Origin of the sequence: Streptomyces sp. NPDC053541 (genome assembly GCF_044544705.1) — a bacterium.
Classification (GTDB): Bacteria; Actinomycetota; Actinomycetes; order Streptomycetales; family Streptomycetaceae; genus Streptomyces.
Genome location: NZ_JBITXM010000001.1, coordinates 538,051 through 563,868, shown reverse-complemented (window position 1 = coordinate 563,868; position 25,818 = coordinate 538,051). Strand labels below are relative to the sequence as shown.

Below are 25,818 nucleotides of genomic sequence, written 5' to 3'. Positions count from 1 at the left end.
CGGTCACCATGGACGCATGACGAGTTCGATGCCTTCGCACCACGAGGCCCCGCCGCCGGCGGAGGCCCCGCCCGCGCCGCCGTTGCGGCGGTCGCGCGGGCAGAAGGTCGTGGCCGGCGTGTGCGGCGGTCTCGGCCGGCACTTCGACCTGGACCCGGTGATCTTCCGCGTCGCGCTGGGCGTGCTCGCGGTGACCGGCGGGGTCGGACTGATCTTCTACGGCTTCGCGTGGCTGCTTCTCCCGCTCGCGGGAGAAGAGGAGAGCGAGGGCCGCCGACTGCTGACCGGCCGGGTGTCGGGCTCCTCGCTGACCGCGGTGCTGATGGCCCTCGTGGGCTGCGGCGTCTTCCTGTCGATGCTGCGGAACGGGGGGACGCTGGCCTTCGCCCTGATCCTCTCGCTCGCGGTGAGCGGGGCCGCGGTGTGGTCGCAGCGGCGGCCCGCGGTCGCCGCGACCGCCGAGGAGGGCGGGCGGATAGACCCGGCCGCCGCGCTCGCGGTCGCCGAGGCGCCGCCGGAGACGAAGGCACCGCCGCTGGTGGAGTTCCCGTCCTGGTGGCGGGACCCCATCGTCAAGGACGGGTCGACCGGCAAGGTCGCCATCGGTTATCTCTGGGGGCCGCACGGGATCGTCGACAAGGACGGCAAGGTCAACGGCGAGGTGCCGACGCCCGGCGGGCAGTGGGGCACACCGCTGCCGGGCCGGCCGGTGGCCTCGGCCCGTGCCGAGGGCGAGCAGCTGTCGATCGGCGGCCTGGTGTTCCTGCTGGCGCTGATGGCCGGCGGCCTGGGCACCGGTCTGTCGTGGGAGGGCCATCCGCTCGGCACCAGTCTGCAGATCGGTCTGGCGGCGGCGCTCGGGGTGATCGGCCTCGGGCTGCTGGTCAGCAGCTTCCTCGGCCGCACCGGCTTCGGGACGCTGTGCCTGATGGTGCTGACGGCCGGTCTGCTCGCGGTGGCCTCGGCGCTGCCGAAGGAGATCTCGACCGTGTGGGCCCGGGAGACCTGGCGCCCGGCCGCGGTCGCCGGGGTGCAGCCGCAGTACGAGCTGGGCACCGGGGTGGGCACGCTCGACCTGTCACGGCTCGCGGTCCCGGCGGGGGCGAAGGTGTCGACGCGGGTGGAGGTCGGCGCGGGCAAGCTGAAGGTGATCGTGCCGCGGAACGCGACGGTGACGCTGCGCGCCCAGGTGGGCCTGGGCGATCTGCGGCTGCCGCCGGACCAGCCGAGCCGCCCGGCCGCGCCGGTCGCGCCCGTCGCCCCGTCGGCCCCGGCGGGCTCCGGGCGGCCGTCGGTGTCGCCGAGCGCGATACCGGCGCCGGTGCCGCCGGTCGCGCCGACGGCACCGGCCGAGGCGGCCCGGCCGTCGGCGGACGACATCGACATCGCGCCGGACCTGGACGAGACCCGGACCCTCGTCCCGCCGCCGGGGGTGGCCCCGGGCGGCACGATCGACCTCTTCCTGGAGGTCGCCCTCGGACAGGTGGAGGTCACCCGTGCTGCTTCATGAGTTCCGGCCGGGGCGGCTGGTCCTGGGGCTGGCGGCGCTCGCGCTCGCCGCGCTGTTCCTGGGGGACGCCACGGACTCCTGGTCCGTCGGCTGGTACGTGGTGATCCCGGTGCTGTGCGGGGGCCTCGGGCTCGCGGCCCTCACGTCCTGGACGGCCTATCGCATACGCCGGCGGTCGGCGAGGAGCGCGTCGAGCGAGAGCACCGGGGCGCCGGCGAGCAGCAGGGGCAGCCAGGACATGAGGTAGGCGAGGTCGTTGCCGAGGTAGTAGGGGTTCACCTGCCAGCTGACGGTCAGCCACAGGCTCAGCGAGATCAGCGCCCCGCCGAGGGCCGCGACCCGGGCGAAGAGCCCGAAGAGGGTGCCGATGCCGACGGCGAGCTCGCCGAGGGCGATGGCATAGCCGAAGCCGACGGGGCTCTTGAGGGCCAGGTCGACGAGGGCGGGCAGGGCGGAGGTGTCCCGGACGCCCCGCATGACCTCGCCGATGGACTCGGGGCCGGTCTCGGCGAGGAAGGAGGGATCGGTCAGCTTGTCGAGCCCGGCGTAGAGGAAGGTGATGCCGAGGAAGATCCGCAGGGGGACGAGGGCGTAGCGGGTGGCGAGCGTCCTCCAGCCGGTGGTGCCGCCCGTGCCGGTGAGGAGGGCGGAGCCTCCGGACCGGTCGCCGGAATCCGGGCCCTCGTTCGTTCGGTCCGTCCGTCCCGCCATGTCTCCGGCCACCTCTCCGCCCCGCACCTGTGTTCAGGGAACGATTCTCGCCGCTTTCCCCGCGCGGGGGCATTCCCGGGGCCGGCCGGGGCCACGGCCGGGGTCCGGGGAGTGGCCGGCGGGGGTCAGTCGAGGACGTCGATGGTGACCCGGTTGGTCTCGACGCCGGCCGCGGTGACCACCGAGACCTCGACCCGGCCCGGCTCCACGTCGGCCGGGAGGGGGACGGTGAGGACGGTGTCGGTCGGGTTGGCGAAGCCGCCGGGGACGGGGACCAGCGGGACGTGGGCGTGGACGGGGCCGATCCGGACGACCAGGCGGGTGAGCGGCTCGGGGGCGGCGGCGCCGGCCGGGACGAAGCCGCTGCCGCGGATCTCGATGTCGTCCCCGGTGCGGATCGGGGCGTCGAGGTCGCCCGCCTCGCGGGAGCGGACCACGGAGAAGATCTTCGGCCGGCCGCCCTGGGCGCACTTGGCGGCCAGGTAGCAGGTCACGGAGACGGCGAGGAGGAGCACCAGGGCCCAGGGGAGGTCGGGCAGCCGGGTGGGGGCCTGGCAGAGGCGGACGGCGGTGACGGCGAGGACGGAGGTGGAGACGAGGACGTACTGCACGTCGGCGAGGTCGGCCCGGCCGTCGTCGTCGCACAGCAGGTCGGCGGGCCGGGGCCGGTCGGCGCGGACCTTCTGGAGGCGGCGGGCGGCGACCCGGAGGGAGACCACGAGCCGGGAGGTCACCACGGTCCAGCCGGTGAGGGCGAGCACGGCGAGTAGTCCGGCGCCGCGGCGCAGGCCCAGGTCCACGGCGGGGGTGCCGGCGGCGAGCAGCAGGGCGAGCTGGAGCAGGACGAGGACGGAGAGGAGGAGCCAGCAGGCGGCGACGGTGCGGGAGGTGGAGAGCCGGTTGTCCTCGCCGATCAGCGGGGCGAGGACACCGCCCCGGTCGCGGTGGAGCCGGGCCGCCGCGGTGAGGCCGGCGGCGAGCAGTGCGGCGGCGCCGAGGGTGGCGGTGCGCGGGGCGGTCCAGCCGGTGCCGAGCGCGGTGAGCGCCTGTCCGAGCAGCAGGGCGAGGACGGCGCCCCACACGGCGACGAGGGTGCCGCGGTGGACCCGGGCGGACCGGGCGGGGCTCGCGGCGGGGCCGTGGGCCGCGACCGTACGGGCCGACTGGGCGAGTTCGTCGGAGACCCACTGGCGGGAGGCGACCGGTGAGTGGGCGAGGGCGGCGGGCACGCCGTGGCCGGTGGCGAGCTCGTCGCGCCGGGCGAGGAAGGCGGCCACCGCCCGCCGGTGACCGGAGTCCTCGCAGTGCGGGCAGCCGCCGCCCTCCGCGAGGCACGCCCCGTCCTGTCTCGCCTCCTGCACCGCCACGGCGCCGCCCCCTTCCCGGTCGGTCAACTGGCTGTTGATTCCTGGGAATTGTGCCGCACCCGCTGCCCGTTCACGCGGCCCGGCACCCTTCGCGCGGGAGTGATTGAAGAGTCATCACATTGACGGAAAGGAGTGTCCTACGACAGGAGTTCGGGCTCCGCGCGGCTGATCCGCCGCCACAGCGGCTGGTAGTTGATCCAGGCCACCAGGTCGTTGCCCAGTTGCTCGCGGGTGGCGACGGCGTCGCGGTGGTCGATGAGGACCGGCTTGCCGGCGGCGCGGGCGGTCAGCTGGACCTGGGCGCAGCGTTCCATGGCGATGAACCACCAGGCCGCCGCGTCCACCGAGGAGCCGACGGTGAGCAGGCCGTGGTTGCGCAGCACGATGCCCTTGAGGGTGCCGAGCGCGACGGCGATCCGGCGGCCCTCCTCGGGGTCGACGGTGACGCCGGTGTAGGCGTCGTAGAGGGCGTGGTCCTGGTAGAAGGCGCAGGACTCCTGGGTGATCGGGTCGAGGAGTTCGCCGAGGGCGGCGAGTGCACGGCCGTGCGGGGAGTGGGTGTGGGCGACCGCGACGACGTCGGGCCGGGCCCGGTGCACCTCGGCGTGCACGGTGAAGGCGGCCTGGTTGACGTGGTGGGCGCCGTACACGACCTGCCCGTCGCCGTTGACCAGGATCAGGTCACTCGCGGTGAGGTCGGCGAAGGGGGCGCCGAAGGGGTTCACCCAGTAGCAGTCGGGGTGCTCGGGGTCGCGGGCGGTGATGTGCCCGGAGACGCCCTCCTCGTAGCCGAGGTGTCCGAAGGTCCGCAGCGCGGCGGCCAGCCGCTGCTTGCGGTGCGCGCGCTCCTCGCCGGCCGTCGCGTGGACGGGCGGCATGGCGAAGTGGAGCCGGTCGACGGGAACGGGGGCCGGAGCGGGCACCGGTATCTCGGTCATGCGCGGGAAGGTAACGCCCGGAAGGTCAACCCACCAGAGTCCGTGCGCAAGAGCCGGGGAACGGCCCGTGAACCGGGCCGCGGAACGGCGAAGCCGCCGTCCCCCGTGCGGGACGGGGGCGGCGGCTTCGCTCGGGAACGGGAGGGGTCACTCCCACTCGATGGTGCCCGGCGGCTTGCTGGTCACGTCGAGGACGACGCGGTTGACGTCGGCGACCTCGTTGGTGATCCGGGTCGAGATGCGGGCGAGCACCTCGTAGGGCAGGCGCGACCAGTCGGCGGTCATGGCGTCCTCGGAGGACACCGGGCGCAGCACGATCGGGTGACCGTAGGTGCGGCCGTCGCCCTGGACGCCGACGGAGCGCACGTCGGCGAGCAGCACGACCGGGCACTGCCAGATCTCGCGGTCGAGACCGGCGGCGGTCAGCTCCTCGCGGGCGATGGCGTCGGCCTCGCGCAGCAGGTCCAGGCGCTCCTTGGTGACCTCGCCGACGATGCGGATGCCGAGGCCGGGGCCGGGGAACGGCTGGCGCTGGACGATCTCCTCCGGCAGGCCGAGCTCCTGGCCGACCATGCGGACCTCGTCCTTGAAGAGCTGGCGCAGCGGCTCGACGAGCTCGAACTCCAGGTCCTCGGGGAGGCCGCCCACGTTGTGGTGGGACTTGATGTTGGCGGTGCCGGTGCCGCCGCCGGACTCGACGATGTCCGGGTACAGGGTGCCCTGGACGAGGAAGGCGACCTCCTCGCCGTCGGCGGCGCCCTCGGCGATGATCTCGGCCTGCGCCTGCTCGAAGACGCGGATGAACTCGCGGCCGATGATCTTGCGCTTGGTCTCCGGGTCGGAGACGCCGGCGAGGGCGGTGAGGAAGCGCTCCTGGGCGTCGACGACCTTCAGCTGGACGCCGGTGGCGGCCACGAAGTCCTTCTCGACCTGCTCGGTCTCGCCCTTGCGCATCAGGCCGTGGTCGACGTAGACGCAGGTGAGCTGCGAGCCGATGGCCTTCTGCACGAGCGCGGCGGCCACGGCGGAGTCGACGCCGCCGGACAGGCCGCAGATGGCGCGCTTGGTGCCGACCTGGGCGCGGATGGCCGCGACCTGCTCCTCGATGACGTTGCCGGTGGTCCAGGTGGGCTCGATGCCGGCGCCGCGGTAGAGGAAGTGCTCCAGGATCTGCTGTCCGTGCGTGGAGTGCAGCACCTCGGGGTGGTACTGGACGCCGTACAGCTTCTTCTCGTCGTTCTCGAAGGCGGCGACCGGCACGACGTCGGTGGACGCGGTGACGGTGAAGCCCTCGGGGGCGGCGGAGCAGGCGTCGCCGTGCGACATCCACACGGACTGCTCGACCGGGGTGCCCTCGAAGAGGGTCGAGCCGGCCTTGGTGACGTGCAGCGGCGTGCGGCCGTACTCACGGGCACCGGTGTTGTCGACGGTGCCGCCGAGCGTGGTGGCCATCAGCTGGAAGCCGTAGCACATGCCGAAGACGGGGACTCCGGCCTCGAAGATCTCGCGGTCCAGGCGCGGGGCGCCCTCGGCGTACACGGAGGACGGACCGCCGGAAAGGATGATCGCCTTCGGGTTCTTGGCCAGCATCTCGGCCACCGGCATGGTGGACGGGACGATCTCGCTGTAGACCCGCGCCTCTCGGACGCGACGGGCGATGAGCTGGGCGTACTGGGCGCCGAAGTCGACAACGAGGACTACGTCCGGGTTGGTGACGTCGGGCGCGGCAGCGGGGGGCGCTGATGACACTACGGCGGCCTTCCGGCGGTAGGAGGGGTTCCCCCGAAGGGGGGCTATTTGTCGATTCTACCGGCGCGGCGCGGCCGGATTTCGTCTCACCATCCGAGGCGGGGTGGCCTTCGTCTCACGATCCGGGCCCGACTTGCCCCCGATGACCGGGCCGGGTCCATACTGTCGCCATGCGCAAGCTCACGACCTTCGTCTTTACCTATGGCAACCGGCCCACCGGCTGCCATGGTCGTGCTGCTTGAGCAACTGACAAGCGACTTCCGAGGCGCCCCGGGCCGACAAGGCCCGGGGCGCCTCGCCGTTTCCGGGCCGTGCCGCCCCGGGGCTCCGCATCCGACACCACGAGGAGACCCGCCATGAGCACCCAGACCGTCACCGAGCGCACCGGCGCCCGCACCGACGAGGCCGCGACCCTGATCGGCGACGCCCGCGAGCGCATCGACGCGCTGGACGACCGGATCATCGGCCTGATCCAGGAACGGATGGCCGTCTCGGCCGTCATCCAGGAGGCCCGGATCTCCTCCGGCGGCCGCCGGGTGAACCTCGCCCGCGAGATGGAGGTGCTCGGCCACTACCGCGACGCCCTGGGCAAGCCGGGCACGGCGCTCGCCATGACGATGCTGGAGCTGTGCCGCGGCCGGATCTGAGCCCAGGAGCCGAAGGAGCCGAAGGAGCCCCAGGAGCCGAAGGGACCGGGGAACCCAGCGAACCCGGGAACCCGGCGAGCCCGGAACCCCGGGCCCCGGGCCGCGGGGGTGCGCCTCCGCACCCGAGTTCGGTGCCGCTCTCACCCGTACGGCGCGTGACCGTGCCCGGCGCCGCTTCGTTGGGCGTGGTGTCCGTGCCAGCCAGGGGCGGGCCCGAAAAAGACCACGCGTGGCTTCGCTGGAGCGTGTGACGTACCTCTGGTGCGTCGTGGGACCTCGCTCCAGCGCGCGTGACCGGACGGCAGGGGACAGCAGCCCGGTCACCCAGAAAGGGCGGTCGGTCCCGGGGACGCCCGGGGCCGGCCGCAACCGGCCGAACCCGATCCGACACCCCGTCCCGTCTCCCCACACCACGTCTCCCCCACACCCGACACCACCACGGCGCTCCACCCCCCGGCGCCGTGTCCCGGGCACCGCCGCAGCCCTGACGCCGGTGCCGTTCCAGGGGCCCCGCGTGCGCGACCGGAATCGCGCCGCGGGGCCCCTGCGCTGTCCGGCCCGCCGCGCCCCCGATCCACGTGACGCGTGTCACACGAAGAACCCGTCCGGTGGCTACAACCAATCCCCCAGGTCACCGGTCATCTATGCAGCACCACACAAAAGCTGAAAGGGCGCTGCACTCGGAGGGGGGTGCAGCGCCCTTTCACTTTTCCGGAATCCCCGGGGACACCGGCCGGCTTCGGGTCGGCTTCCGCTCGGACCGTCGGCCGGCTTTCGCTCGGACTCCGGTCGGGCTCCGATCTGCTTCCGGTCAGCTCTCCTTCGGCGGGACCGCCGGGATGCCCAGGAACGGGAGCTTCAGCGCGCCGAAGGCCTCGGCCGGGACGGCCGGCGCCTTGGGCTCGACCGCCGCCACGCGCACGTACGCCTCGCCCTGTCGCGGCCTCGGGTCGGCCTCGCCCTTGTTGGGCCAGAAGGACATGGCCCGCTCGGCCTGCGCCGTGATCGTCAGCGAGGGGTTGACGCCCAGGTTGGCGGAGACGGCCGCGCCGTCGACCACCGAGATGCCCGGGTGGCCGTAGAGCCGGTGGTACGGGTCGATGACGCCGGACTCGGCGTCCGCGCCGATCGGGCAGCCGCCCAGGAAGTGGGCGGTGAGCGGGGTGCCCATCAGCTCGCCGATGTTGGAGCCGGCGAAGCCGTTGATCTCCTCGGCCATCAGGGTGGCGGCCCGGGTCGCGGCCTCGATCTGGGTCGGATTGGGCGCACCGTGGCCCTGGCGGGCGGTGAGCAGTCCCTTGCCGAGGCCGCCGGGCTTGCGGTAGGTGGTCAGCGAGTTGTCCAGGGACTGCATGACCAGGCCGATGATGGTGCGCTCCGACCAGCGGCGGTTGGACAGCGAGCGCACCGCGAGCGCCGGGTGCTTGAGCACCTCCAGGAACCATCTGCGGACCCGGTGCGCCCCGTAGGGCACCTGGAGGACGGTGAGGCCGCCCATGGAGTTGGAGCCCTTGCCGTAGCGGACCGGCTCGATGTGGGTGTTCTCGTCGGGGTGGATGGACGAGGTGATCGCGACGCCCCGGGTGAAGTCGGCGCGCTCCTTGCCGTGCCGCTTGCGGTAGCGGCGGTCGGTGGTCTGCGAGCCGACGAGGGCCTCGGAGTTGGTGCGGGTGAGTTCGCCGAGCCGGCCGGAGATGTGCGGGAGCAGCCCGGTGTCCTTCATCCGGTGCAGCAGGGTCTGGGTGCCGTAGGTGCCGGCCGCGACGACCACGTGGCGGGCGGTGAAGGTGCGGCCCGCGCCCTTCTTGCGGTTGTCGGTGGGCAGCGTCCGGACCGCGTAGCCGCCTCGGGAGTCCTCGGTGAGCGCGACGACGGTGGTCATGGGGTGGACGACCGCGCCGGCCTTCTCGGCGAGGTAGAGGTAGTTCTCGTTGAGGGTGTTCTTGGCGCCGTGCCGGCAGCCGGTCATGCACTCGCCGCACTCGGTGCAGGCCTTGCGGGCGGGGCCCGCGCCGCCGAAGTACGGGTCGGCGACCTCGCCGCCGGGCCGCGCCTTGGCGGTGCCGTCCGCGTCGGAGCCGTCGCCGAAGAAGACGCCGACGGGGGCCATGTGGAAGGTGTCGCCGATGCCCATGGCCTGGGCGGTGGCCTTGAGGTGCACGTCGGACGGCGTCATCGTCGGGTTGAGCCGGACGCCGAGCATCCGCTTGGCCTGGTCGTAGTACGGGGCGAGCTCCTCGCGCCAGTCGGTGATGTCCTTCCACTGCGGGTCGTCGAAGAACGGCGCGAGCGGCTCGTAGAGGGTGTTGGCGTAGTTGAGCGAGCCGCCGCCGACGCCGGCGCCCGCGAGCACCATGACGTTGCCGAGCAGGTGGATGCGCTGGATGCCGTAGAGGCCGAGGGCGGGGGCCCAGAGGAAGTTCTTCAGGTCCCAGGAGTTCTTCGGCAGGCTCTCGCGGGTGTAGCGGCGGCCGGCCTCCAGGACGCCGACGCGGTAGCCCTTCTCGGTGAGCCGGAGGGCGGTGACCGAGCCGCCGAAGCCGGAGCCGACGACCACGACGTCGTAGTCGTACGCATCGCGCGCATCGTCGGGATCCCGATCCTGGTTCCGGGCAGGGGGTACCGCGGTCATGGCTCTCCTCGTGCGAAAGGGGACGGCGAAACGGGGACGGAGTCGGTGCCGGGCCCGGCCTCAGCGCAGGCGCAGGGCCTTCATGACCTTCAGGGAGGTGCTCATGAAGGCCGCGTACTTCTCGTCGTCCATCCCGAAGGACGGCGCGAGCGGGAGCAGCCGCTGCTGGGCCACCGTCTGGGCCTCGGTGTACTTGAGGATGCCCTCGGAGCCGTGCCGCCGGCCGAGGCCGGAGTCCTTCATGCCGCCCATCGGGGACTGCACGCTGCCGTACGCCGGCGCGTAGCCCTCGTTGATGTTGACGGTGCCGGTGCGCAGCCGGGCCGCCACCGCGTGGCCGCGGCGGGAGTCGGTGGTCCAGACGGAGGAGTTGAGGCCGTACGGGGTGGCGTTGGCGAGCTCGATCACCTCGTCCTCGTCGCGGAAGCGGTAGATCGAGACGACCGGGCCGAAGGTCTCCTCGGCGCAGACGGCCATCGGCGCGTCGACGCCGTCGAGGATGGTCGGCTCGAAGAAGTACGGGCCGATGTCGGGCCGGGCGACGCCGCCGGCGACGACGGTGGCGCCCTTGGCGACGGCCTCCTCGACGTGCCGGGTGACGGTCTCCAGCTGCCGCTCGCCGACGAGGGAGCCCATCTCTGCGCCGTACGCGAGGGAGGTGCCGAGCCGCATGGCCTTGGTGCGGGCGGCGAAGCGGGCGACGAAGTCGTCGGCGATCGACTCGTGGACGTACAGGCGCTCGATGGAGATGCACAGCTGGCCGGCCGAGGAGAAGCAGGCGCGGACGGCGCCGGCGGCCGCCTTCTCGACGTCGGCGTCCTTGAGGACGAGCATCGCGTTCTTGCCGCCGAGCTCCAGGCTGACGCCGACCAGGCGGGCGGCGGCGCCCTGGGCGACCTCGCGGCCGGTGCGGGTGGAGCCCGTGAAGGAGACGTAGTCGGCGTGCCGGACGACCTCGGGGCCGACGACCGGGCCCTCGCCGAGCACGACCTGGAAGACCTCGGCCGGGAGACCGGCCTCGATCAGCAGGTCACGGGCCCACAAGGCGGTGAGCGCGGTCTCGGTGTCCGGCTTCATGACCACGGCGTTGCCGGAGACGAAGGCGGGCAGGGCGTCGCCGACCGACAGCTCCAGGGGGTAGTTCCAGGGCGCGATCTGGCCGACGACCCCGCGCGGCTGGCGCAGCTCGGTGACCTTGGTGAGGGTGGGCACCACGCCGGTGTGGTGCTTGGGGCGCAGGTACGAGGGGGCCTTGCGGCCGTAGTGGCGGGCGGCGACGGCCACCGCCTGGATCTCCTCGTGGGCGTGCAGCCGGGCCTTGCCGGTCTCCAGCTGGATGAGGTCGAGGACCTCGGACTGGCGCTGGAGGATCAGGTCGTGGAAGCGCAGCAGGACGGCGGCGCGGGCCTTGACCGGGGTCGCGGCCCAGGCGGACTGGGCGGCCCGGGCCCGGCGGAAGGCCTCGGCGACGTCCTCGGGGCTCGCCTCGGGCAGGTCGGCCAGCTTGGCCCCGGTGAAGGGGGTGTGGTTGGCGGTGCGGCCGGATCCCGCGACCCCGCGGACGAGCCGGGCGACCAGTTCGGGCGTGACCACGTCGGCGGCGGTGCGCGCGCCGGCCGGCGCCGGGGCGACCGGGTTGGTGCCGTGGACCGCCGGGGTCGCCTGGGCCGGGGTGGCCGCGGCCGTGCTGCTGGGTGCCTGCGTCTCCGTCATGAGGGGGAGAGTAGGCGGCATTCCGGGCTTTGGGTACCCGTCGGTAACGCGTTTTCACCGACTGCGCACATCGCGCCAGCGATTGCTGGCACATAAGCCCTGATCAGCGGCTTGTTCGGTCTGACGGACGATTTTCGGTCCGCTCAGCCCGATTGCTCGCCCGGCGCCCGCCAGTGCTGGGTGACGACGTCGAACTGCTCCCGGGTGGTCTCCCAGCTCTCCTCCGGCGAGGCCATGTAGAGGGCGTACTCGGTGCCGTCGTCCCCGTAGTAGATCTGGTCGATCGCGTGCCGCGGGCCGGGGAACTCCTGCCGCTCGGTCCAGCTGAACTCCCACCGGGCCGACTTGACCTGGTCGCGGTAGGTGTTCTGGTTCAGCCGGATGCGCTGGTAGTCGAGGCGCTTCTTGAGCGTCTTCTCCAGGTCGAGCACGTGCATGTAGGGGTTCTCGAAGTCCGGCGACGGGTCGATGCTGATCCGGATGCGGTGCTTGCCGTTGTCCGGGGTGTAGTCGACCTGGTCGCCGTCGGTCTGTCGCTTCCAGCCGTCCGGGACGACCAGGCTGAAGCCCTTCGGGTCGCGGACCCGGTGCCAGCCGGCCGGGACGCTGCCCGCCGTCGGGTCGCCAAAGGGGTCCTTCGAGGCGTTCCCGGTCGGGTCCTGCGTGGCGTGCCGCCCGGTCGGGTCGCCCTTGTCGCCGAGCCGCGTCATGGCGAAGAAGACGGCGCCGCCCGCGAGCAGGCTCGCGAGGGTGGCGGCGAGCACGGCGGTGCGCCAGCGCCCGCGGCCTCCGTCGGAGGCCGGGCGGCCGGCAACCCCCGGCACGCCGCCGGGGACGGTCGCGCCGGGCGGCACGACGGCCGGGGCGGGGTGCGGCGCCGGGACGGCCGCCGGGGACCCGGCGGGGCCCGCGTGGCCGGGGGCAGGGGCGGAGCGCTCCTCGTACGGGACGGAGCGCTCCTCGTACGGGGCGGGCAGCGCGGTCGTCGTCGCGGGCGCCGCCGCGGCGAGCTCCTCGGCCCCCATCCGCTGGGTCGGCACGTACGCCTGCGCGGACTGCGGCGCGCGGCCCTCCATGGCGTCGAGCAGCATCCGCTCGGCCTCGTCGGCCCGCGGACGCTCGGCGGGGTCCTTGCGGAGCAGCGCGACGATCACCGGGGCGAGCGCGCCGGCCCGCTCCGGGAACGGCGCCTCCTCCGTCACCACGGCCTGCATGGTGCTGATCGGCGAGCCGCGCCGGAAGGGCGAGTTGCCCTCGACCGCCGCGTACAGGGTGGCGCCCAACGACCACAGGTCGGAGGCCGGTCCCGGGTCGCCGCCGCGCACCCGCTCGGGCGCCAGGTAGTCGATGGAGCCCACGAGTTCGCCGGTGCGGGTGATCGAGGAGTCGCCCTCGATGGCGGCGATGCCGAAGTCGGTGATGAGCACCCGGCCGTCGCGCGCGAGCAGCACGTTGCCCGGCTTCACGTCGCGGTGCAGCACCCCGGCGGCGTGCGCGGCGCGCAGCGCGCCGAGGACGTGCAGACCGATCCGGGCCGCCTCGCGCGGCACGATCGGCCCGGACTCCTTCGTCGCGTCGGCGAGCGAGGGGCCGTCCACGTACTGCATGACGATCCACGGGCGGTCGTCGTGCTCCAGGACGTCGTGCACGGTGACGACGCCCGGGTGGGTGATCCGGGCGGCCGCCCTGGCCTCCTTCTGGGTGCGGGCGTGCAGGACCAGCCGGTCGGCCTCGGCCACGAACCGGCCCGCCGTCAACTCCTTGACGGCCACGACCCGGTGCAGCACCTCGTCGTGGGCGCGCCAGACCTTGCCCATGCCGCCGCGTCCGATGGACTCGGCCAGCCGGTAGCGCCCGGCCAGCAACAGCCCGGTGCCGGCGCTCTCAGAGTGTTCCACGTGCCCCCGCTTGGTCGCTTCGGACACAAGATTACGGAGGGGAGGACGGCGCGCGGAACCTCGGGGCTGGCTTTGGGAACAAGCTGTGACCAGCGGCGGTTTCAAGCCATGCGGCGACCGCGCTCAGCGGGTCGCGCGATAGGCCTTCACCGCCTGGTCGTAGATCTCGGAGACCTTGTCCCGCTCGTTCTCCGGGCCGATGACCTGCACGATGTGATAGCTCCCGCCCTCGATCAGCGCGAGGTTGCGCACGAACACCTCGCGCCCGGTGCTGTCCTGCCAGGTGAACTGGCCGACCGCCATGGACTGGCGGCCGATGTCGACCCGGCGCAGATTGGCGGCGCTGGACCAGGACGAGTCCCGCCAGGGCTGGAGCTCCCGCTCCCTGGTCCGCTGGTACGCCAGCGGATCGGCGCCGTTGGCCGCGACGGAGTCCCGGCCGGGCACCACGATCAGCGTGAAGTCCCCGTTGCCGAAGCGCACTTGTCCGGCGTCGTTGACCGGGCTGCGGCGCCAGCCGCGCGGCACGCCGACCTGGAAGCCCTCGGGGTCCTTCCGCAGCTCGTAACCGGCGAGCAGGGAGGGCGCGGAGGGGTCGACGGCGGGCGGGGTGCGGGTGGCCGGTTTCGTCGGGGCGGGCGCGGTGGTGGCGCCGCCGCTGGGTCGCGCGCCGGTGCCGGTGGACGGCTCTGAGGGACCCGAAGGGGCGCCGGAGGCCGCCGGGGGCCGGCCCGAACCCTTCTCGGACTCCCCCGCCCCGGGCAGGAACCACACCGCGTAGGCCACGGCACCGGCGAGCAGCAGCAGGATCAGGAGCAGCAGCGTCCGGCCGAGGGCGCGCGGGGAGCCGGAGGGGCGCCCTGGGTCGCGCGGGGCCCGGGCGGCGCGCTGGGGGATCTCCTCGTGCACCGCGTGGTCGGCGTGCGCCGTCTCCTCGTACGGAGGGTGCGGGGCGTACGCCGGGCTGCTCTCGTACGCCGCTTCGCGCCCGGCGCGCCCCTTGGCCTGCCGGTGGCGGTGCCGCCCGCCCACCGTCCCGCCGCGCCGGCGGCGCACCAGCTCGCCGCGGCGGCGGATGATCGGCAGCCGGGGGGCGCCGGTCGGGGGCAGCGGGACGACGCCGAGGCCGGCCTCCGGCTCGGGGGCCGAACGCACCAGGGAGCGCAGCCAGCCGCTCAACTCCTCGACGTCCGGCCGCTCGGTGGGGTCCTGGCGCAGCAGCGACTCGACGACAGGCCGCAGCGGGCCGCATTCCTCGGCGAAGGCGGGCGGCTCGGCGCACACGAGCTGGACCAGCTCGGCGGCGCTGTCCTCGGGGTACGGGGCGTGGCCCTGGACGGCCCGGTAGAGCAGGGCGCCCAGCGCCCACAGGTCGGTGGCGGGGCCGATGGGCGGGGCGAGCCGCCAGTGCTCGTGGACCGGGCCCGCCTGCTCGGGCGCCCAGCGCTCGGTGACGGCGCCGACCACGGCCATCCGGGTCTGCCGGGCCCGCTCGGCGGCGAGCCGGGTGACCGGGCCGCGGTACGCGTCGGCCGCGGGCCCCGGCTCCGGCGCCCCGGCGGGCACGGCGACGGGCTCGGGCGTGGCCGCCCGGTACCCGGCGGGGAGCGCGGGCAGCGCCGGCCCGCCACCGGTTCCCCCGGCGGGGACGGGGCCCCCGCCGTCGCGGGAGGCGTGCGGACCGTCGGTCCAGTTGCCCTTCAGATACGCGCGGGGCGGCGGCGTGCTCCCGTAGGTGCCGCCCGTCTCCTCGTCGTCCCCGTCATCGTCGTCGTCCTCGCCGAGCCGGGTCCACCACTGCGGCGCGGGCGGCCCGGACGGCGGGGGCTCGGCCGGTCCGGCAGGCTCGGCGGGGCGCTGGGCCGGGAGTGCGGCGTTCTCGCCGGTCCGGGCGGCGGCGCGGGCTCCCGCGCGGTACGCGGCGATGGCCCCGGCCCGCGCCTGGCGCAGGTCGCTCGCGGGCGGCACGGCGGGCGCGGGCACGACGGAGGCAGCGGGCAGCTCGGGCCGGGCGGTGCGCCCGGTGCCGTACGGGGTGCCGCCGTGCGGGCCGTAGCCGGGGGCGCCGGCCGGACCGGGACCGACCGGGCCCTCGGCCTGGGGGTCCTCGTCGTCGGGGTCCTGGGAATCCGTGGGGACCGGCGGGTCGAGGTAGGCCTCGTCGGGCGCGGTGCCGGCGAGATAGGTCTCGTCGGGGTAGGGCTCGCCGGCGTGGGCCTCGTCCGGCCGCCGGGCCGGGGGCAGGACGCTGCCCCCGGTCTCCTCGTACTCCTCGTAGGCCTCGGTCGCGTACGACGCGGGCTCGTGGGAGTCGGCTTCGTACGCCTCGGGCCCGTACGTCTCCGTCTCGTACGCCTCCGTCGTCTCGTACGCCTCCGCCTCGTACGGCTCCGTCTCGTACACCTCGGGGCCGTCCGTGCCGTCCGGGTCGGGAAGCGCCGTGTCGGCGTGGTCCGCGTACGGCTCCGGGTAGACCGGGAAGGCCTCCGGCTCGGCCTCGTCCGGCACCGGGGCGTAGCCGCAGAGGGCCTCCTCGGCGGCGCCGGCGGCGAGGCCGGTGAGGACGACCCGGCCGTCGTCGCAGACCAGGACGGTGCGCGCGGTGACGTTGCGATGGGTCCAGCCGTGGGCGTGCAGGGCGCGCAGGGCGGTGAGCAGGTCGGCGCCGATCTCGGCGGCGCGGTAGGGGCCGAGCGGTCCCTCGGCGAGGAGTTCGGAGAGCGGGGTGGCGGCGACGAACTCGCTCACTATCCACAGCGAACCGGCCTCGGCGAACACGTCGAAGACCTGGTCGAGGCGCGGGTGGTCGGGGATCCGGGCGGCGGCCTGGGCCGCCTCGACGGCGCGCCGGACGGTCGGGTCGGCGGGGCGGCGGGTGGCCCGGCCGGGGTCCGCCCAGGGCTGGTCGTCGAGGAGTTCGGCGTCGACGACCTCGGGCAGCGGCACCTGACGGATGCGCACTTCCTGCCCGCTGTAGGTGTCGAAGGCACGGGTCTCGGCGGGCTCGTACGCGTCCGGCGGTGGCAGGGGCAGGCGATAGCGGTCCGCCAGCACCCTTCCGGCGTAGTCGTCCACGACGCCTCCCCACGCGCCTGCTGTCCCCCGTGCCCCGCCCTCCCGGTGTCGGGCGGGGCCTCTCACGATACGTGCGCCGTTCAGTCCTTGGGGCTGAACGTGGCGAACGCGGTCTCCCGCAGGGTCGTGCACTCCGGCTGGTTCCAGGCGTCCGCGAGGCAGCTGATCATGATCGAGTAGCCGTGGTCGGCGTCGACCTTGAAGCCGCGGTTGAGGACGTGGATCCGCTGCCCGCCCTGGGTGCGCTCGAACTCCCAGTCCGCGACGGTCGGATAGCCCTTGTAGGAGACCGGCCCTATGCCGATGTGCTTGTAGCCGTTGCTGCTGGCGGCGACGCCGGCCATCGCGGCGCGCCAGGCGGCGGCCGCGTCGTCCTTCGGGCTGTCGTTGAAGTCGACCTGGACGCGCGGGAAGGAGCCCTTGGAGGCGTTGAAGATGCCGCCGGAGTTCTCGCCGGCTATGGCGGTCATGCGGAACGAGGCGGGCATCGCCATGGAGAAGTGGAAGCGGTCGTTGGCGACCATGACGTAGCCGGGGGGCAGCTTGGCCGCGTTGCCGCCGCCGGTGGCGCCGTCCTGGCCACCGCCGGGCTGCCCGGAGGGCGTGGTGCCGCTCTGGCCGCCACCGCTGCCGGCCGGCTTGCCGCCGCTGCCCTGCTGGCTCGGGTCGCTCGGCGTGGTGTCCGTGTTCTGCCCGTCGGTGCCGGCCGAGGTGCTCCCGGCCGAGGCGGTGGTGCCGCCGGTGGTGCCGCCCTTGCCCTGGTCGGCGCCCTCGCTGCCGCCGCCGAGGGCGACGTACAGGATCGTGCCCAGCAGTGCGGCGACGACGACCGCGGCGATGATCACCAGGGTGCGGCGGGGTACGACGTCGGTGAGCGAGGCCCGGGCGGGCGCGGCCGCGGGCCGGTCCGGGGCGCCGGGGCCGGTGGCCGGGCGCTGCGGCTCGGTGCGGCTCGACGCGGCGGCGTTGCGCACGGACGCGAGGGCGCCGCGCATCCGGTCGGAGACCGCGTCGGCCGGCTTCGTCCCCGGGGCGGCCGGCGGCTGCTCCGGGAGCGGGGGCAGCGGCACCACGCGGGTCGCCTCGGACGAGGGCTTCGGCGGTGCCTCGGGCGCGTCGAGGACGGCGCGCAGCAGGGCGCGCGCGCCGGCGTCGTCGAGCCGCTGATCGGGGTCCTTGGCGAGCAGTCCGTAGATGACCTTCTCGAGCTCGGGTCCCGCGTTCTTCGGCGGGTCGACCGGCTCGGTCATCACGGCGGTGAGGGTGGCGATGGCGGAGCCCTTGTCGTAGGGCGGGCTGCCTTCCACGGCCGCGTAGATCAGACCGCCGAGCGACCAGAGGTCGGCGGCGGGGCCGGGCTTGTGGCCGCGGGCCCGCTCGGGCGAGATGTACGAGGGGGCGCCGACGAGCATGCCGGTGGAGGTGATCGAGGGGTCGCCCTCGACCTGGGCGATGCCGAAGTCGGTGAGGACGACCCGGCCGTCCTCGGCGATCAGCACGTTGGACGGCTTCACGTCCCGGTGCAGGATGCCCTCGCGGTGGGCGGAGCGCAGCACGTCGAGGATGGCGAGGCCGACCTCGGCGGCGCGGCGCGGGGTGAGCGTGCCGTCCTCGCGGACCGCGTCGGCCAGCGACTTGCCCTCGATGAGCTCCATGACGATCCACGGGCGGTCGTCCTCGTCGACCACGTCGTAGACGGTCACGGCGCCGTTGTTGCGGATCCGGGCGATGGCCTTGGCCTCGCGCAGGGTGCGGGTGATGAGGCGGCGCTTCTCGTCCTCGTCGATGCTGTTGGGGAAGCGCAGTTCCTTGACGGCGACGGTCCGGCCGAGGGTCTCGTCGACCGCCCGCCACACCGTGCCCATGCCGCCGCGGCCGAGGACCACGCCGAGCCGGTAGCGCCCGGCGAGCAGGCGTCCCTCGGCGGACGCGGCGTCAGCGCGCCCGGCCCGCGCGCCGGTTCCGGTCGCGTCGGCGCCGAAGCCGGCCACCGGGGCGACCCCGTCGGTCGACCCGCTGCCGGCCCGGGGGCCCGCGGACGCACCGGCCCCGGCGAGGGGCTTGTCACCGGCCTTCGTCAGGCCGACCGGCGCGGCCGCCTTCGCCTCGGCGCGGGGCTTGTCCTCCGCCTTGGCCAGGCCGACCGGTGTAGCCGGCTTCGCGTCCGTCGGGCCGTCAGCCTCCGTACCCGCCGCGGCCGCGGTGCTCGCGGCAGCGTTCTCGCCGCCGCTCGCGGCCCCGCCGTCCGCCGCGCCGCCGGTGTCCTTCGACGCCGTGGCGTCCTCGTCCCGCTCCGCCCTGCGCGCGGCCGGCACCGCGCCCCGGTCGCCGTCGGTGGCGGCGCCCGCGGCGGAGTCCCGCCGGGGGTCCTGCCCCGTGTCCCGCGACTGCTCCGCCTCCGACATGCGTCCCCTCTGCGATCCCTGTTTCTCGCCCGCGTCCGGCGCTCCCGCGCGATGCGGCAACCCGCCCTGGAAGAGAGCTCATTGTCCCTCACTCCGGGACCGGTGACTCCCCCGGGTCCGCACTCCGAGAACGCCCGCCACCCCCGGGAAGTGCCACTATCGGGTCAGATGGGCACGATGTCCGGTGCCCCGAGGCGCGCCGCGTCGGCCGTCAGGTCGTCGGGCTGACGCTGGGACTCGCGCTCGGCCTCGACCCGCTTCTCGTAGTGCTCGACCTCCTTGTCGATCTGTCCGGCGTCCCAGCCGAGGACGGGTGCCATGAGTTCGGCGCACTCGCGGGCGCTGCGGGTGCCCCGGTCGAAGGTCTCGATGGAGATGCGGGTGCGCCGGGTGAGGACGTCGTCGAGGTGGCGGGCGCCCTCGTGCGAGGCGGCGTAGACGATCTCGGCCTTCAGATAGTCCTCGGCGGCGGGCAGCGGGGCACCGAGCGCCGGGTCGGCGGCGATCAGGTCGAGGATCTCCTCCGTCAGGGAGCCGTAGCGGCCCAGCAGGTGCTCGACCCGGGCGACGTGGAGTCCGGAGCGGGCGGCGATGCCCGCCCGCGCGTTCCACAGGGCGCGGTAGCCCTCGGCGCCGAGCAGCGGGGTGTCCTCGGTGACGCAGGCGGCGACCCGCTTGTCGAGGCCGTGGACGGCCTCGTCGACGGCGTCCTCGGCCATCACCCGGTAGGTCGTGTACTTGCCGCCGGCGACCACGACCAGGCCGGGCACCGGGTGGGCGACGGTGTGTTCGCGGGAGAGCTTGCTGGTGGCGTCGGACTCGCCGGCCAGCAGGGGCCGCAGGCCCGCGTACACCCCCTGGACGTCGTCGCGGGTGAGCGGGGTGGCGAGCACGCCGTTGACGTGTTCCAGGAGGTAGTCGATGTCGGCGCTGGAGGCGGCGGGGTGGGCCTTGTCGAGGTCCCAGTCGGTGTCGGTGGTGCCGATGATCCAGTGCCGGCCCCAGGGGATGACGAAGAGCACGGACTTCTCGGTGCGCAGGATGAGTCCGGTGGTGGAGTGGATGCGGTCCTTGGGCACGACGAGGTGGATGCCCTTGGAGGCGCGCACGTGGAACTGGCCGCGCTCACCGATCAGGGCCTGGGTGTCGTCGGTCCACACCCCGGTGGCGTTGACGATCTGACGGGCCCTGATCTCGTACTCCCCGCCGGTCTCGACGTCCCGCACGCGGGCGCCGACCACCCGCTCGCCCTCCCGCAGGAAGCCGACGACCCGGGCCCGGCCGGCCACCTTCGCCCCGTAACTCGCAGCGGTGCGGACCAGGGTGGTGACGAAGCGGGCGTCGTCCATCTGGGCGTCGTAGTACTGCAGGGCGCCGACCAGGGCGTCCTTGCGCAGGCAGGGGGCGACGCGCAGGGCGTGGCGGCGGCTGAGGTGGCGGTGGACGGGGAGGCCGCGGCCGTGGCCGGAGGAGAGGGACATCGCGTCGTACAGCGCGACGCCCGAGCCCGCGTACAGCCGCTCCCAGCCCTTGTGCTGGAGGGGGTAGAGGAAGGGGACGGGTTTCACGAGATGGGGTGCGAGCCGTTCGAGCAGCAGGCCTCGCTCCTTGAGGGCCTCGCGGACCAGGGCGAAGTCGAGCATCTCCAGATAGCGCAGGCCGCCGTGGATCAGCTTGCTCGACCGGCTGGAGGTGCCCGAGGCCCAGTCGCGGGCCTCGACGAGGCCGGTGGCGAGGCCTCTGGTGGCGGCGTCCAGGGCGGTGCCGGCGCCGACCACTCCGGCGCCCACGACCAGGACGTCCAGTTCGCGCTCGGCCATCGCCGCGAGCGCCTCGGTGCGCTCGGCGGGTCCCAGTGTCGCTGTCCTCACGGTGGCTGCCTCCCGTCGTCCCCGACTTGCCGGACGTGCCCGGCTCCCGGCACGCGGACCGGGCCGCTGTGGCCCGGCTCACAGTCCCGATTCTGTCCCGGCCCTCCGACTTCAGCCACCGCCCCCGCGCCACCCTGTGGATAACACTCGGCGACCTTCGGCCACACAATCCAACAAATCGGTCATATTTACTCTTAGTCTGACATTGCGTTCGTCCCCTTCGGTCCACAGGGCTTGCGCACCGCGTCCCCTCCGGCTACTGGGAAGGACGGCCCACCCCCATGCCCGCTGATCTCGCCGTCATCGGCCTCGGCCACCACGGACTCCCGCTCGCCCGGGCGGCCACCTCGGCCGGCATCGACACCCTCGGCCACGACACCGATCCGCACGCCGTCGCCGAACTCGCCGCCGGACGTCCCCCCGTGGACGGCTCCCTCACCGCCGCCGAGATCCGCCGGATGCTGTCCGCCGGCTTCCGGCCCGTCACCGACCCCGCCGAACTCGGCCGGGTCCGCACCGCCGTCATCTGCGCCCCCACCCCGCCCGGCCCGGACGGCACGCTCGACCTCGGCGCCGTCACCGCCGCCGCCCGCGTGCTCGCCGCCCGACTCCGCCCGCACACCACCGTGCTCGTGGAGTCCCCGGTGCCGCCCGGCACCACCGAGGGCCCGCTGCGCGAGCTCCTGGAGACCGGCTCGGGGCTGCGGGCCGGCCGCGACTTCCACCTCGCCTACTCCCCCGGCCGGATCGACCCCGGCGGCCGGGCGCACGGCGCCGCCCGCGGCCCGGCCGCCGCGCCCAAGGTGATCGGCGGCCTCACCCCCGCCTGCACCGAGTCCGCCGCCGCCTTCTACGGGCGCCTCACCGACAAGGTGGTGCGGGCCCGCGGCCCGCGCGAGGCGGAGACGGTCAAGCTCCTGGAGACCAACTTCCGGCACGTCAACATCGCCCTCGTCAACGAGATGGCGGTGCTCTGCCACGAGCTCGGCATCGACCTCTGGGACGTCATCCGCTGCGCCGAGACCAAGCCCTACGGCTTCCAGGCCTTCCGCCCCGGCCCCGGCGTCGGCGGCCACGGCGTCCCGCTCGACACCGTCGCCGGCCACCGCCCGCTGCGGCTGGTCGAGCTGGCCGGCCGGATCAACGAGCGCATGCCGCAGTACGTCGTCCAGCGCAGCGCCACGCTCCTCAACGAGCACGGCAAGTCCGCCCGCGGCGCCCGGATCCTGCTCCTCGGCGTCACCTACAAGCCCGACCTGGCCGACCGCGAGGGCTCCCCCGCCGACGAGATCGCCCGCCGGCTGATGGACCTCGGCGCGGCGGTCAGCTACCACGACCCGTACGTCCCGGACTGGCGCGTCCGCGAGCTTCCGGTGCCGCGCGCCGACTCGCTCTACGAGGCGGCCGCCCACGCCGACCTGACGATCCTCCTCCAGCACCACCGCACCTACGACCTCCAGGGCCTCGCGGTGAAGGCCCAGCTCCTCCTCGACACCCGCGGCGCCACCCCCGCGGGCGCGGCCCACCGCCTCTGAGACCGGGCCCGGACCCCGCGTACGGACGCAAGAGGGCCCCGCACCGGCCGGTGCGGGGCCCTCTTCCGTCCGTACGGACGACGGCGGGTCAGCGCTTGTGCTCGGACTCCGCGACCGTCACCTCGACGCGCTGGAACTCCTTCAGCTCGCTGTAGCCGGTGGTGGCCATCGCGCGGCGCAGGGCGCCGAAGATGTTCATCGAGCCGTCCGGGGTGTGCGACGGGCCCGAGAGGATCTCCTCGGTGGTGCCGACCATGCCGAGGTCGACCAGCTTGCCGCGCGGCACGTCCTCGTGGACGGCCTCCATGCCCCAGTGGTGGCCCTTGCCGGGCGCGTCCGTGGCGCGGGCCAGCGGGGAGCCCATCATGACCGCGTCGGCGCCGCAGGCGATCGCCTTCGGGAGGTCGCCGGACCAGCCCACGCCGCCGTCGGCGATGACGTGCACGTAGCGGCCGCCGGACTCGTCCATGTAGTCGCGGCGGGCCGCGGCCACGTCCGCGACGGCGGTGGCCATCGGGACCTGGATGCCGAGCACGTTGCGCGTGGTGTGCGCGGCGCCGCCGCCGAAGCCGACCAGGACGCCCGCGGCGCCGGTGCGCATCAGGTGCAGGGCGGCGGTGTAGGTGGCGCAGCCGCCGACGATCACGGGGACGTCGAGCTCGTAGATGAACTGCTTGAGGTTCAGCGGCTCGGCGGCGCCGGAGACATGCTCGGCGGAGACGGTGGTGCCGCGGATGACGAAGATGTCCACGCCGGCGTCGACCACGGCCTTGGAGAACTGCGCGGTGCGCTGCGGGGAGAGCGCGGCGGCGGTGACCACACCCGAGTCGCGCACCTCCTTGATGCGCTGCCCGATCAGCTCCTCCTTGATCGGGGCGGCGTAGATCTCCTGCAGACGGCGGGTCGCGGTGGCCTCGTCGAGCTCGGCGATCTCGTCGAGCAGCGGCTGCGGGTCCTCGTAGCGGGTCCACAGGCCCTCGAGGTTCAGCACGCCGAGGCCGCCGAGCTCGCCGATCCGGATGGCGGTCTGCGGCGAGACCACGGAGTCCATGGGGGCGGCCAGGAAGGGCAGCTCGAAGCGGTAGGCGTCGATCTGCCAGGCGATCGAGACCTCCTTCGGGTCCCGGGTGCGCCGGCTCGGTACGACGGCGATGTCGTCGAACGCGTACGCCCTGCGGCCGCGCTTGCCGCGCCCGATCTCGATCTCAGTCACGTTGTGTGGCCTTTCCCTCTGTGTCTGCGCCTACCAGTATCCCCGACCCGCGCCGAAGGGGCGGCTCCGGCCACATGCCGGAACCGCCCCTTCCCGTCGCGCTGTGTGACCGGAGCTACTTCCGGCTGTAGTTCGGCGCCTCGACCGTCATCTGGATGTCGTGCGGGTGGCTCTCCTTGAGGCCCGCCGAGGTGATCCGGACGAAGCGCCCGTTCTCCTGGAGCTCGGGGACCGTGCGGCCGCCGACGTAGAACATCGACTGGCGCAGACCGCCGACCAGCTGGTGCACGACCGAGCCGAGCGGGCCGCGGTAGGGCACCTGGCCCTCGATGCCCTCGGGGATCAGCTGCTCGTCGGAGGCGACGCCCTCCTGGAAGTAGCGGTCCTTGGAGAAGGACTTGCGGTCGCCGCGGGTCTGCATGGCGCCGAGCGAGCCCATGCCGCGGTACGACTTGAACTGCTTGCCGTTGATGAAGAGCAGCTCGCCCGGGGACTCCTCGCAGCCGGCGAGCAGCGAGCCCAGCATCACCGTGTCGGCGCCCGCGACGAGCGCCTTGGCGATGTCGCCGGAGTACTGCAGGCCGCCGTCGCCGATGACCGGGACGCCGGCCGCGCGGGCGGCGAGGGAGGCCTCGTAGATGGCGGTGACCTGCGGGACGCCGACGCCCGCGACGACGCGGGTGGTGCAGATGGAGCCGGGGCCGACGCCGACCTTGATGCCGTCGGCACCGGCGTCGACGAGCGCCTGGGCGCCGTCGCGGGTGGCGACGTTGCCGCCGATGACGTCGACGCCGGAGGAGTTCGACTTGATCTTGGCGATCATGTCGCCGACCAGCCGGGAGTGCCCGTGCGCGGTGTCGACGACGATGAAGTCGACGCCGGCCTCGATCAGCGCCTGGGCGCGCTCGAAGGCGTCACCGGCGACGCCGACGGCGGCGCCGACGAGCAGCCGGCCGTTGGCGTCCTTCGCCGCGTTCGGGTACTTCTCCGCCTTGACGAAGTCCTTGACGGTGATGAGGCCCTTGAGCACGCCGGCGTCGTCGACGAGCGGCAGCTTCTCGATCTTGTGGCGGCGCAGCAGCTCCATGGCGTCCACGCCGGAGATGCCGACCTGGCCCGTGACCAGCGGCATCGGGGTCATGACCTCGCGCACCTGGCGGCTGCGGTCCGACTCGAAGGCCATGTCGCGGTTGGTGACGATGCCGAGGAGCTTGCCCGCCGGGTCGGTGACCGGGACGCCGCTGATGCGGAACTTGGCACAGATCGCGTCGGCCTCGGCGAGGGTGGCCTCGGGGTGCACGGTGATCGGGTCCGTGACCATGCCGGACTCGGAGCGCTTGACCAGGTCGACCTGGTTGGCCTGGTCGGCGATCGACAGGTTGCGGTGCAGGACGCCGACGCCGCCCTGGCGGGCCATGGCGATGGCCATCCGGGACTCGGTGACCTTGTCCATCGCGGCGGACAGCAGCGGGATGTTCACCCGCACGTTCTTCGAGATGTACGAGGAGGTGTCGATCTGGTCCGGAGCCATGTCGGAGGCTCCGGGCAGCAGCAGCACATCGTCGTAGGTCAGCCCGAGTGTCGCGAATTTTTCGGGCACTCCGTCGACGTTGGTCATGACACCTTCCCCAATGGCCTTGATCGGTGCGGATGTCCATGCTAACGGCCCACGACCGTGTCTCATTCCACGATCAAGATCACCTGGGAGCTTTGGACGTTCCTACGTGTACGAAAGGGACACCGGGCGGGGGGAAGCCCTACTGCTCGGCGAGTGCCCGCAGCCGGCTCAGCGCCCGGTGCTGGGCGACCCGGACCGCGCCCGGGGACATCCCGAGCATCTGTCCGGTCTCCTCGGCGGTCAGCCCGACGGCCACCCGCAGCACGAGCAGCTCGCGCTGGTTCTCCGGGAGGTTGGCGAGCAGCTTCTTGGCCCATTCGGCGTCGTCGCTGAGCAGCGCGCGCTCCTCGGGGCCGAGCGAGTCGTCGGGCCGCTCGGGCATCTCGTCGGAGGGCACGGCCGTCGATCCGGGGTGCCGCATGGCGGCCCGCTGGAGGTCGGCGACCTTGTGGCCGGCGATGGCGAAGACGAAGGCCTCGAAGGGCCTGCCGGTGTCCTTGTAGCGCGGCAGGGCCATGAGGACGGCGACGCAGACCTCCTGGGCGAGGTCCTCGACGAAGTGCCGGGCGTCACCCGGCAGGCGGTTGAGCCGGGTGCGGCAGTAGCGCAGGGCGAGCGGGTGCACGCGGGCGAGGAGGTCATGGGTGGCCTGCTCGTCACCGTCGACCGCCCGGTGCACCAGTGCACCGATCTCACCCTGCCCGGCAGGCGCGGGTGAACCCACGGTCTCGTCGTCGCGCATCGCTCCATGGTGCCCCGACGCCCGCTGGTTCGTGGCACCGCGTCCGTAGTTGTGCACCGAAGCGTTATGAGCAGGTGCGCCGGGACTCATCTCCTGCGCCCTCCCCTTCCGCTCGATCTCCACCGGCTCGTTCGTCTCGTCCCCGAGGAACTCCACGTCTTCAAGGATGCGGCATTCCGCGGGGAAGTGACACA

General features: G+C 73.8%; 16 protein-coding genes. 3 read left to right on the top strand and 13 right to left on the bottom strand.

Features of this window, described 5'->3' with window-relative positions:
* Positions 1-16 precede the first annotated feature (16 nt).
* Positions 17-1,510, top strand: coding sequence for a PspC domain-containing protein (locus ACIGW2_RS02880; protein ID WP_391653139.1), 1,494 nt, complete (start codon positions 17-19; stop codon positions 1,508-1,510).
* A 156-nt stretch (positions 1,511-1,666) separates the two neighbouring features.
* Here ACIGW2_RS02880 and ACIGW2_RS02875 read toward each other — a convergent pair whose 3' ends face one another.
* From ACIGW2_RS02875 to guaA, 4 genes are all read right to left on the bottom strand, one after another.
* The gene (locus ACIGW2_RS02875; protein ID WP_391653140.1) at positions 1,667-2,221 is read right to left on the bottom strand and encodes a DoxX family protein; all 555 of its coding nucleotides are present in this window, start codon (positions 2,219-2,221) and stop codon (positions 1,667-1,669) included.
* Between the two features lie 125 nt (positions 2,222-2,346).
* Entirely contained in the window at positions 2,347-3,588 is a 1,242-nt protein-coding gene (locus ACIGW2_RS02870; RefSeq protein ID WP_391653141.1) for a hypothetical protein, read from the bottom strand.
* Between the two features lie 137 nt (positions 3,589-3,725).
* Positions 3,726-4,526 carry a class II aldolase/adducin family protein gene (locus ACIGW2_RS02865; RefSeq protein WP_391653142.1) on the bottom strand — a complete coding sequence of 267 codons (801 nt, stop codon included), beginning with the start codon at positions 4,524-4,526 and terminating at the stop codon, positions 3,726-3,728.
* A gap of 147 nt (positions 4,527-4,673) precedes the next feature.
* Positions 4,674-6,275, bottom strand: a complete 1,602-nt coding sequence (guaA, locus tag ACIGW2_RS02860; RefSeq protein ID WP_356073970.1) for a glutamine-hydrolyzing GMP synthase — start codon at positions 6,273-6,275, stop codon at positions 4,674-4,676.
* A 356-nt stretch (positions 6,276-6,631) separates the two neighbouring features.
* Here guaA and ACIGW2_RS02855 point away from each other — a divergent pair, with 356 nt between their 5' ends.
* Positions 6,632-6,922, top strand: coding sequence for a chorismate mutase (locus ACIGW2_RS02855; protein WP_356073967.1), 291 nt, complete (start codon positions 6,632-6,634; stop codon positions 6,920-6,922).
* Between the two features lie 811 nt (positions 6,923-7,733).
* On the opposite strand, the gene ACIGW2_RS02850 is transcribed toward ACIGW2_RS02855, so the two are convergent.
* From ACIGW2_RS02850 to ACIGW2_RS02825, 6 genes are all read right to left on the bottom strand, one after another.
* Entirely contained in the window at positions 7,734-9,554 is a 1,821-nt protein-coding gene (locus ACIGW2_RS02850) for a GMC oxidoreductase (protein WP_399840692.1), read from the bottom strand.
* A gap of 60 nt (positions 9,555-9,614) precedes the next feature.
* Complete coding sequence (locus ACIGW2_RS02845) at positions 9,615-11,267, bottom strand: succinic semialdehyde dehydrogenase (protein ID WP_399840691.1); 1,653 nt, start codon at positions 11,265-11,267, stop codon at positions 9,615-9,617.
* 143 nt (positions 11,268-11,410) lie between these two features.
* Positions 11,411-13,165, bottom strand: a complete 1,755-nt coding sequence (locus ACIGW2_RS02840) for a serine/threonine-protein kinase (RefSeq protein ID WP_399840689.1) — start codon at positions 13,163-13,165, stop codon at positions 11,411-11,413.
* 123 nt (positions 13,166-13,288) lie between these two features.
* Complete coding sequence (locus ACIGW2_RS02835) at positions 13,289-16,240, bottom strand: protein kinase (RefSeq protein ID WP_399840687.1); 2,952 nt, start codon at positions 16,238-16,240, stop codon at positions 13,289-13,291.
* 80 nt (positions 16,241-16,320) lie between these two features.
* A complete protein-coding gene (locus tag ACIGW2_RS02830) occupies positions 16,321-18,645 on the bottom strand; it encodes a serine/threonine-protein kinase (protein ID WP_399840685.1) in 2,325 nt (774 codons plus the stop codon).
* Positions 18,646-18,809: 164 nt separating this feature from the next.
* Positions 18,810-20,516 carry a glycerol-3-phosphate dehydrogenase/oxidase gene (locus ACIGW2_RS02825; RefSeq protein WP_399840684.1) on the bottom strand — a complete coding sequence of 569 codons (1,707 nt, stop codon included), beginning with the start codon at positions 20,514-20,516 and terminating at the stop codon, positions 18,810-18,812.
* A 281-nt stretch (positions 20,517-20,797) separates the two neighbouring features.
* Between ACIGW2_RS02825 and ACIGW2_RS02820 the strand changes: the two genes are divergently transcribed.
* Positions 20,798-22,051: a nucleotide sugar dehydrogenase gene (locus tag ACIGW2_RS02820; RefSeq protein WP_399840683.1), complete on the top strand. Its 1,254-nt coding sequence runs from the start codon at positions 20,798-20,800 to the stop codon at positions 22,049-22,051.
* 88 nt (positions 22,052-22,139) lie between these two features.
* Here ACIGW2_RS02820 and ACIGW2_RS02815 read toward each other — a convergent pair whose 3' ends face one another.
* The 3 genes from ACIGW2_RS02815 to ACIGW2_RS02805 form a co-directional block, all read right to left on the bottom strand.
* Entirely contained in the window at positions 22,140-23,264 is a 1,125-nt protein-coding gene (locus tag ACIGW2_RS02815; RefSeq protein ID WP_356063902.1) for a GuaB3 family IMP dehydrogenase-related protein, read from the bottom strand.
* A gap of 115 nt (positions 23,265-23,379) precedes the next feature.
* Positions 23,380-24,882, bottom strand: a complete 1,503-nt coding sequence (gene guaB, locus ACIGW2_RS02810) for an IMP dehydrogenase (RefSeq protein ID WP_361575351.1) — start codon at positions 24,880-24,882, stop codon at positions 23,380-23,382.
* 139 nt (positions 24,883-25,021) lie between these two features.
* Entirely contained in the window at positions 25,022-25,624 is a 603-nt protein-coding gene (locus ACIGW2_RS02805) for a sigma-70 family RNA polymerase sigma factor (protein WP_356063898.1), read from the bottom strand.
* Positions 25,625-25,818: the final 194 nt, after the last annotated feature.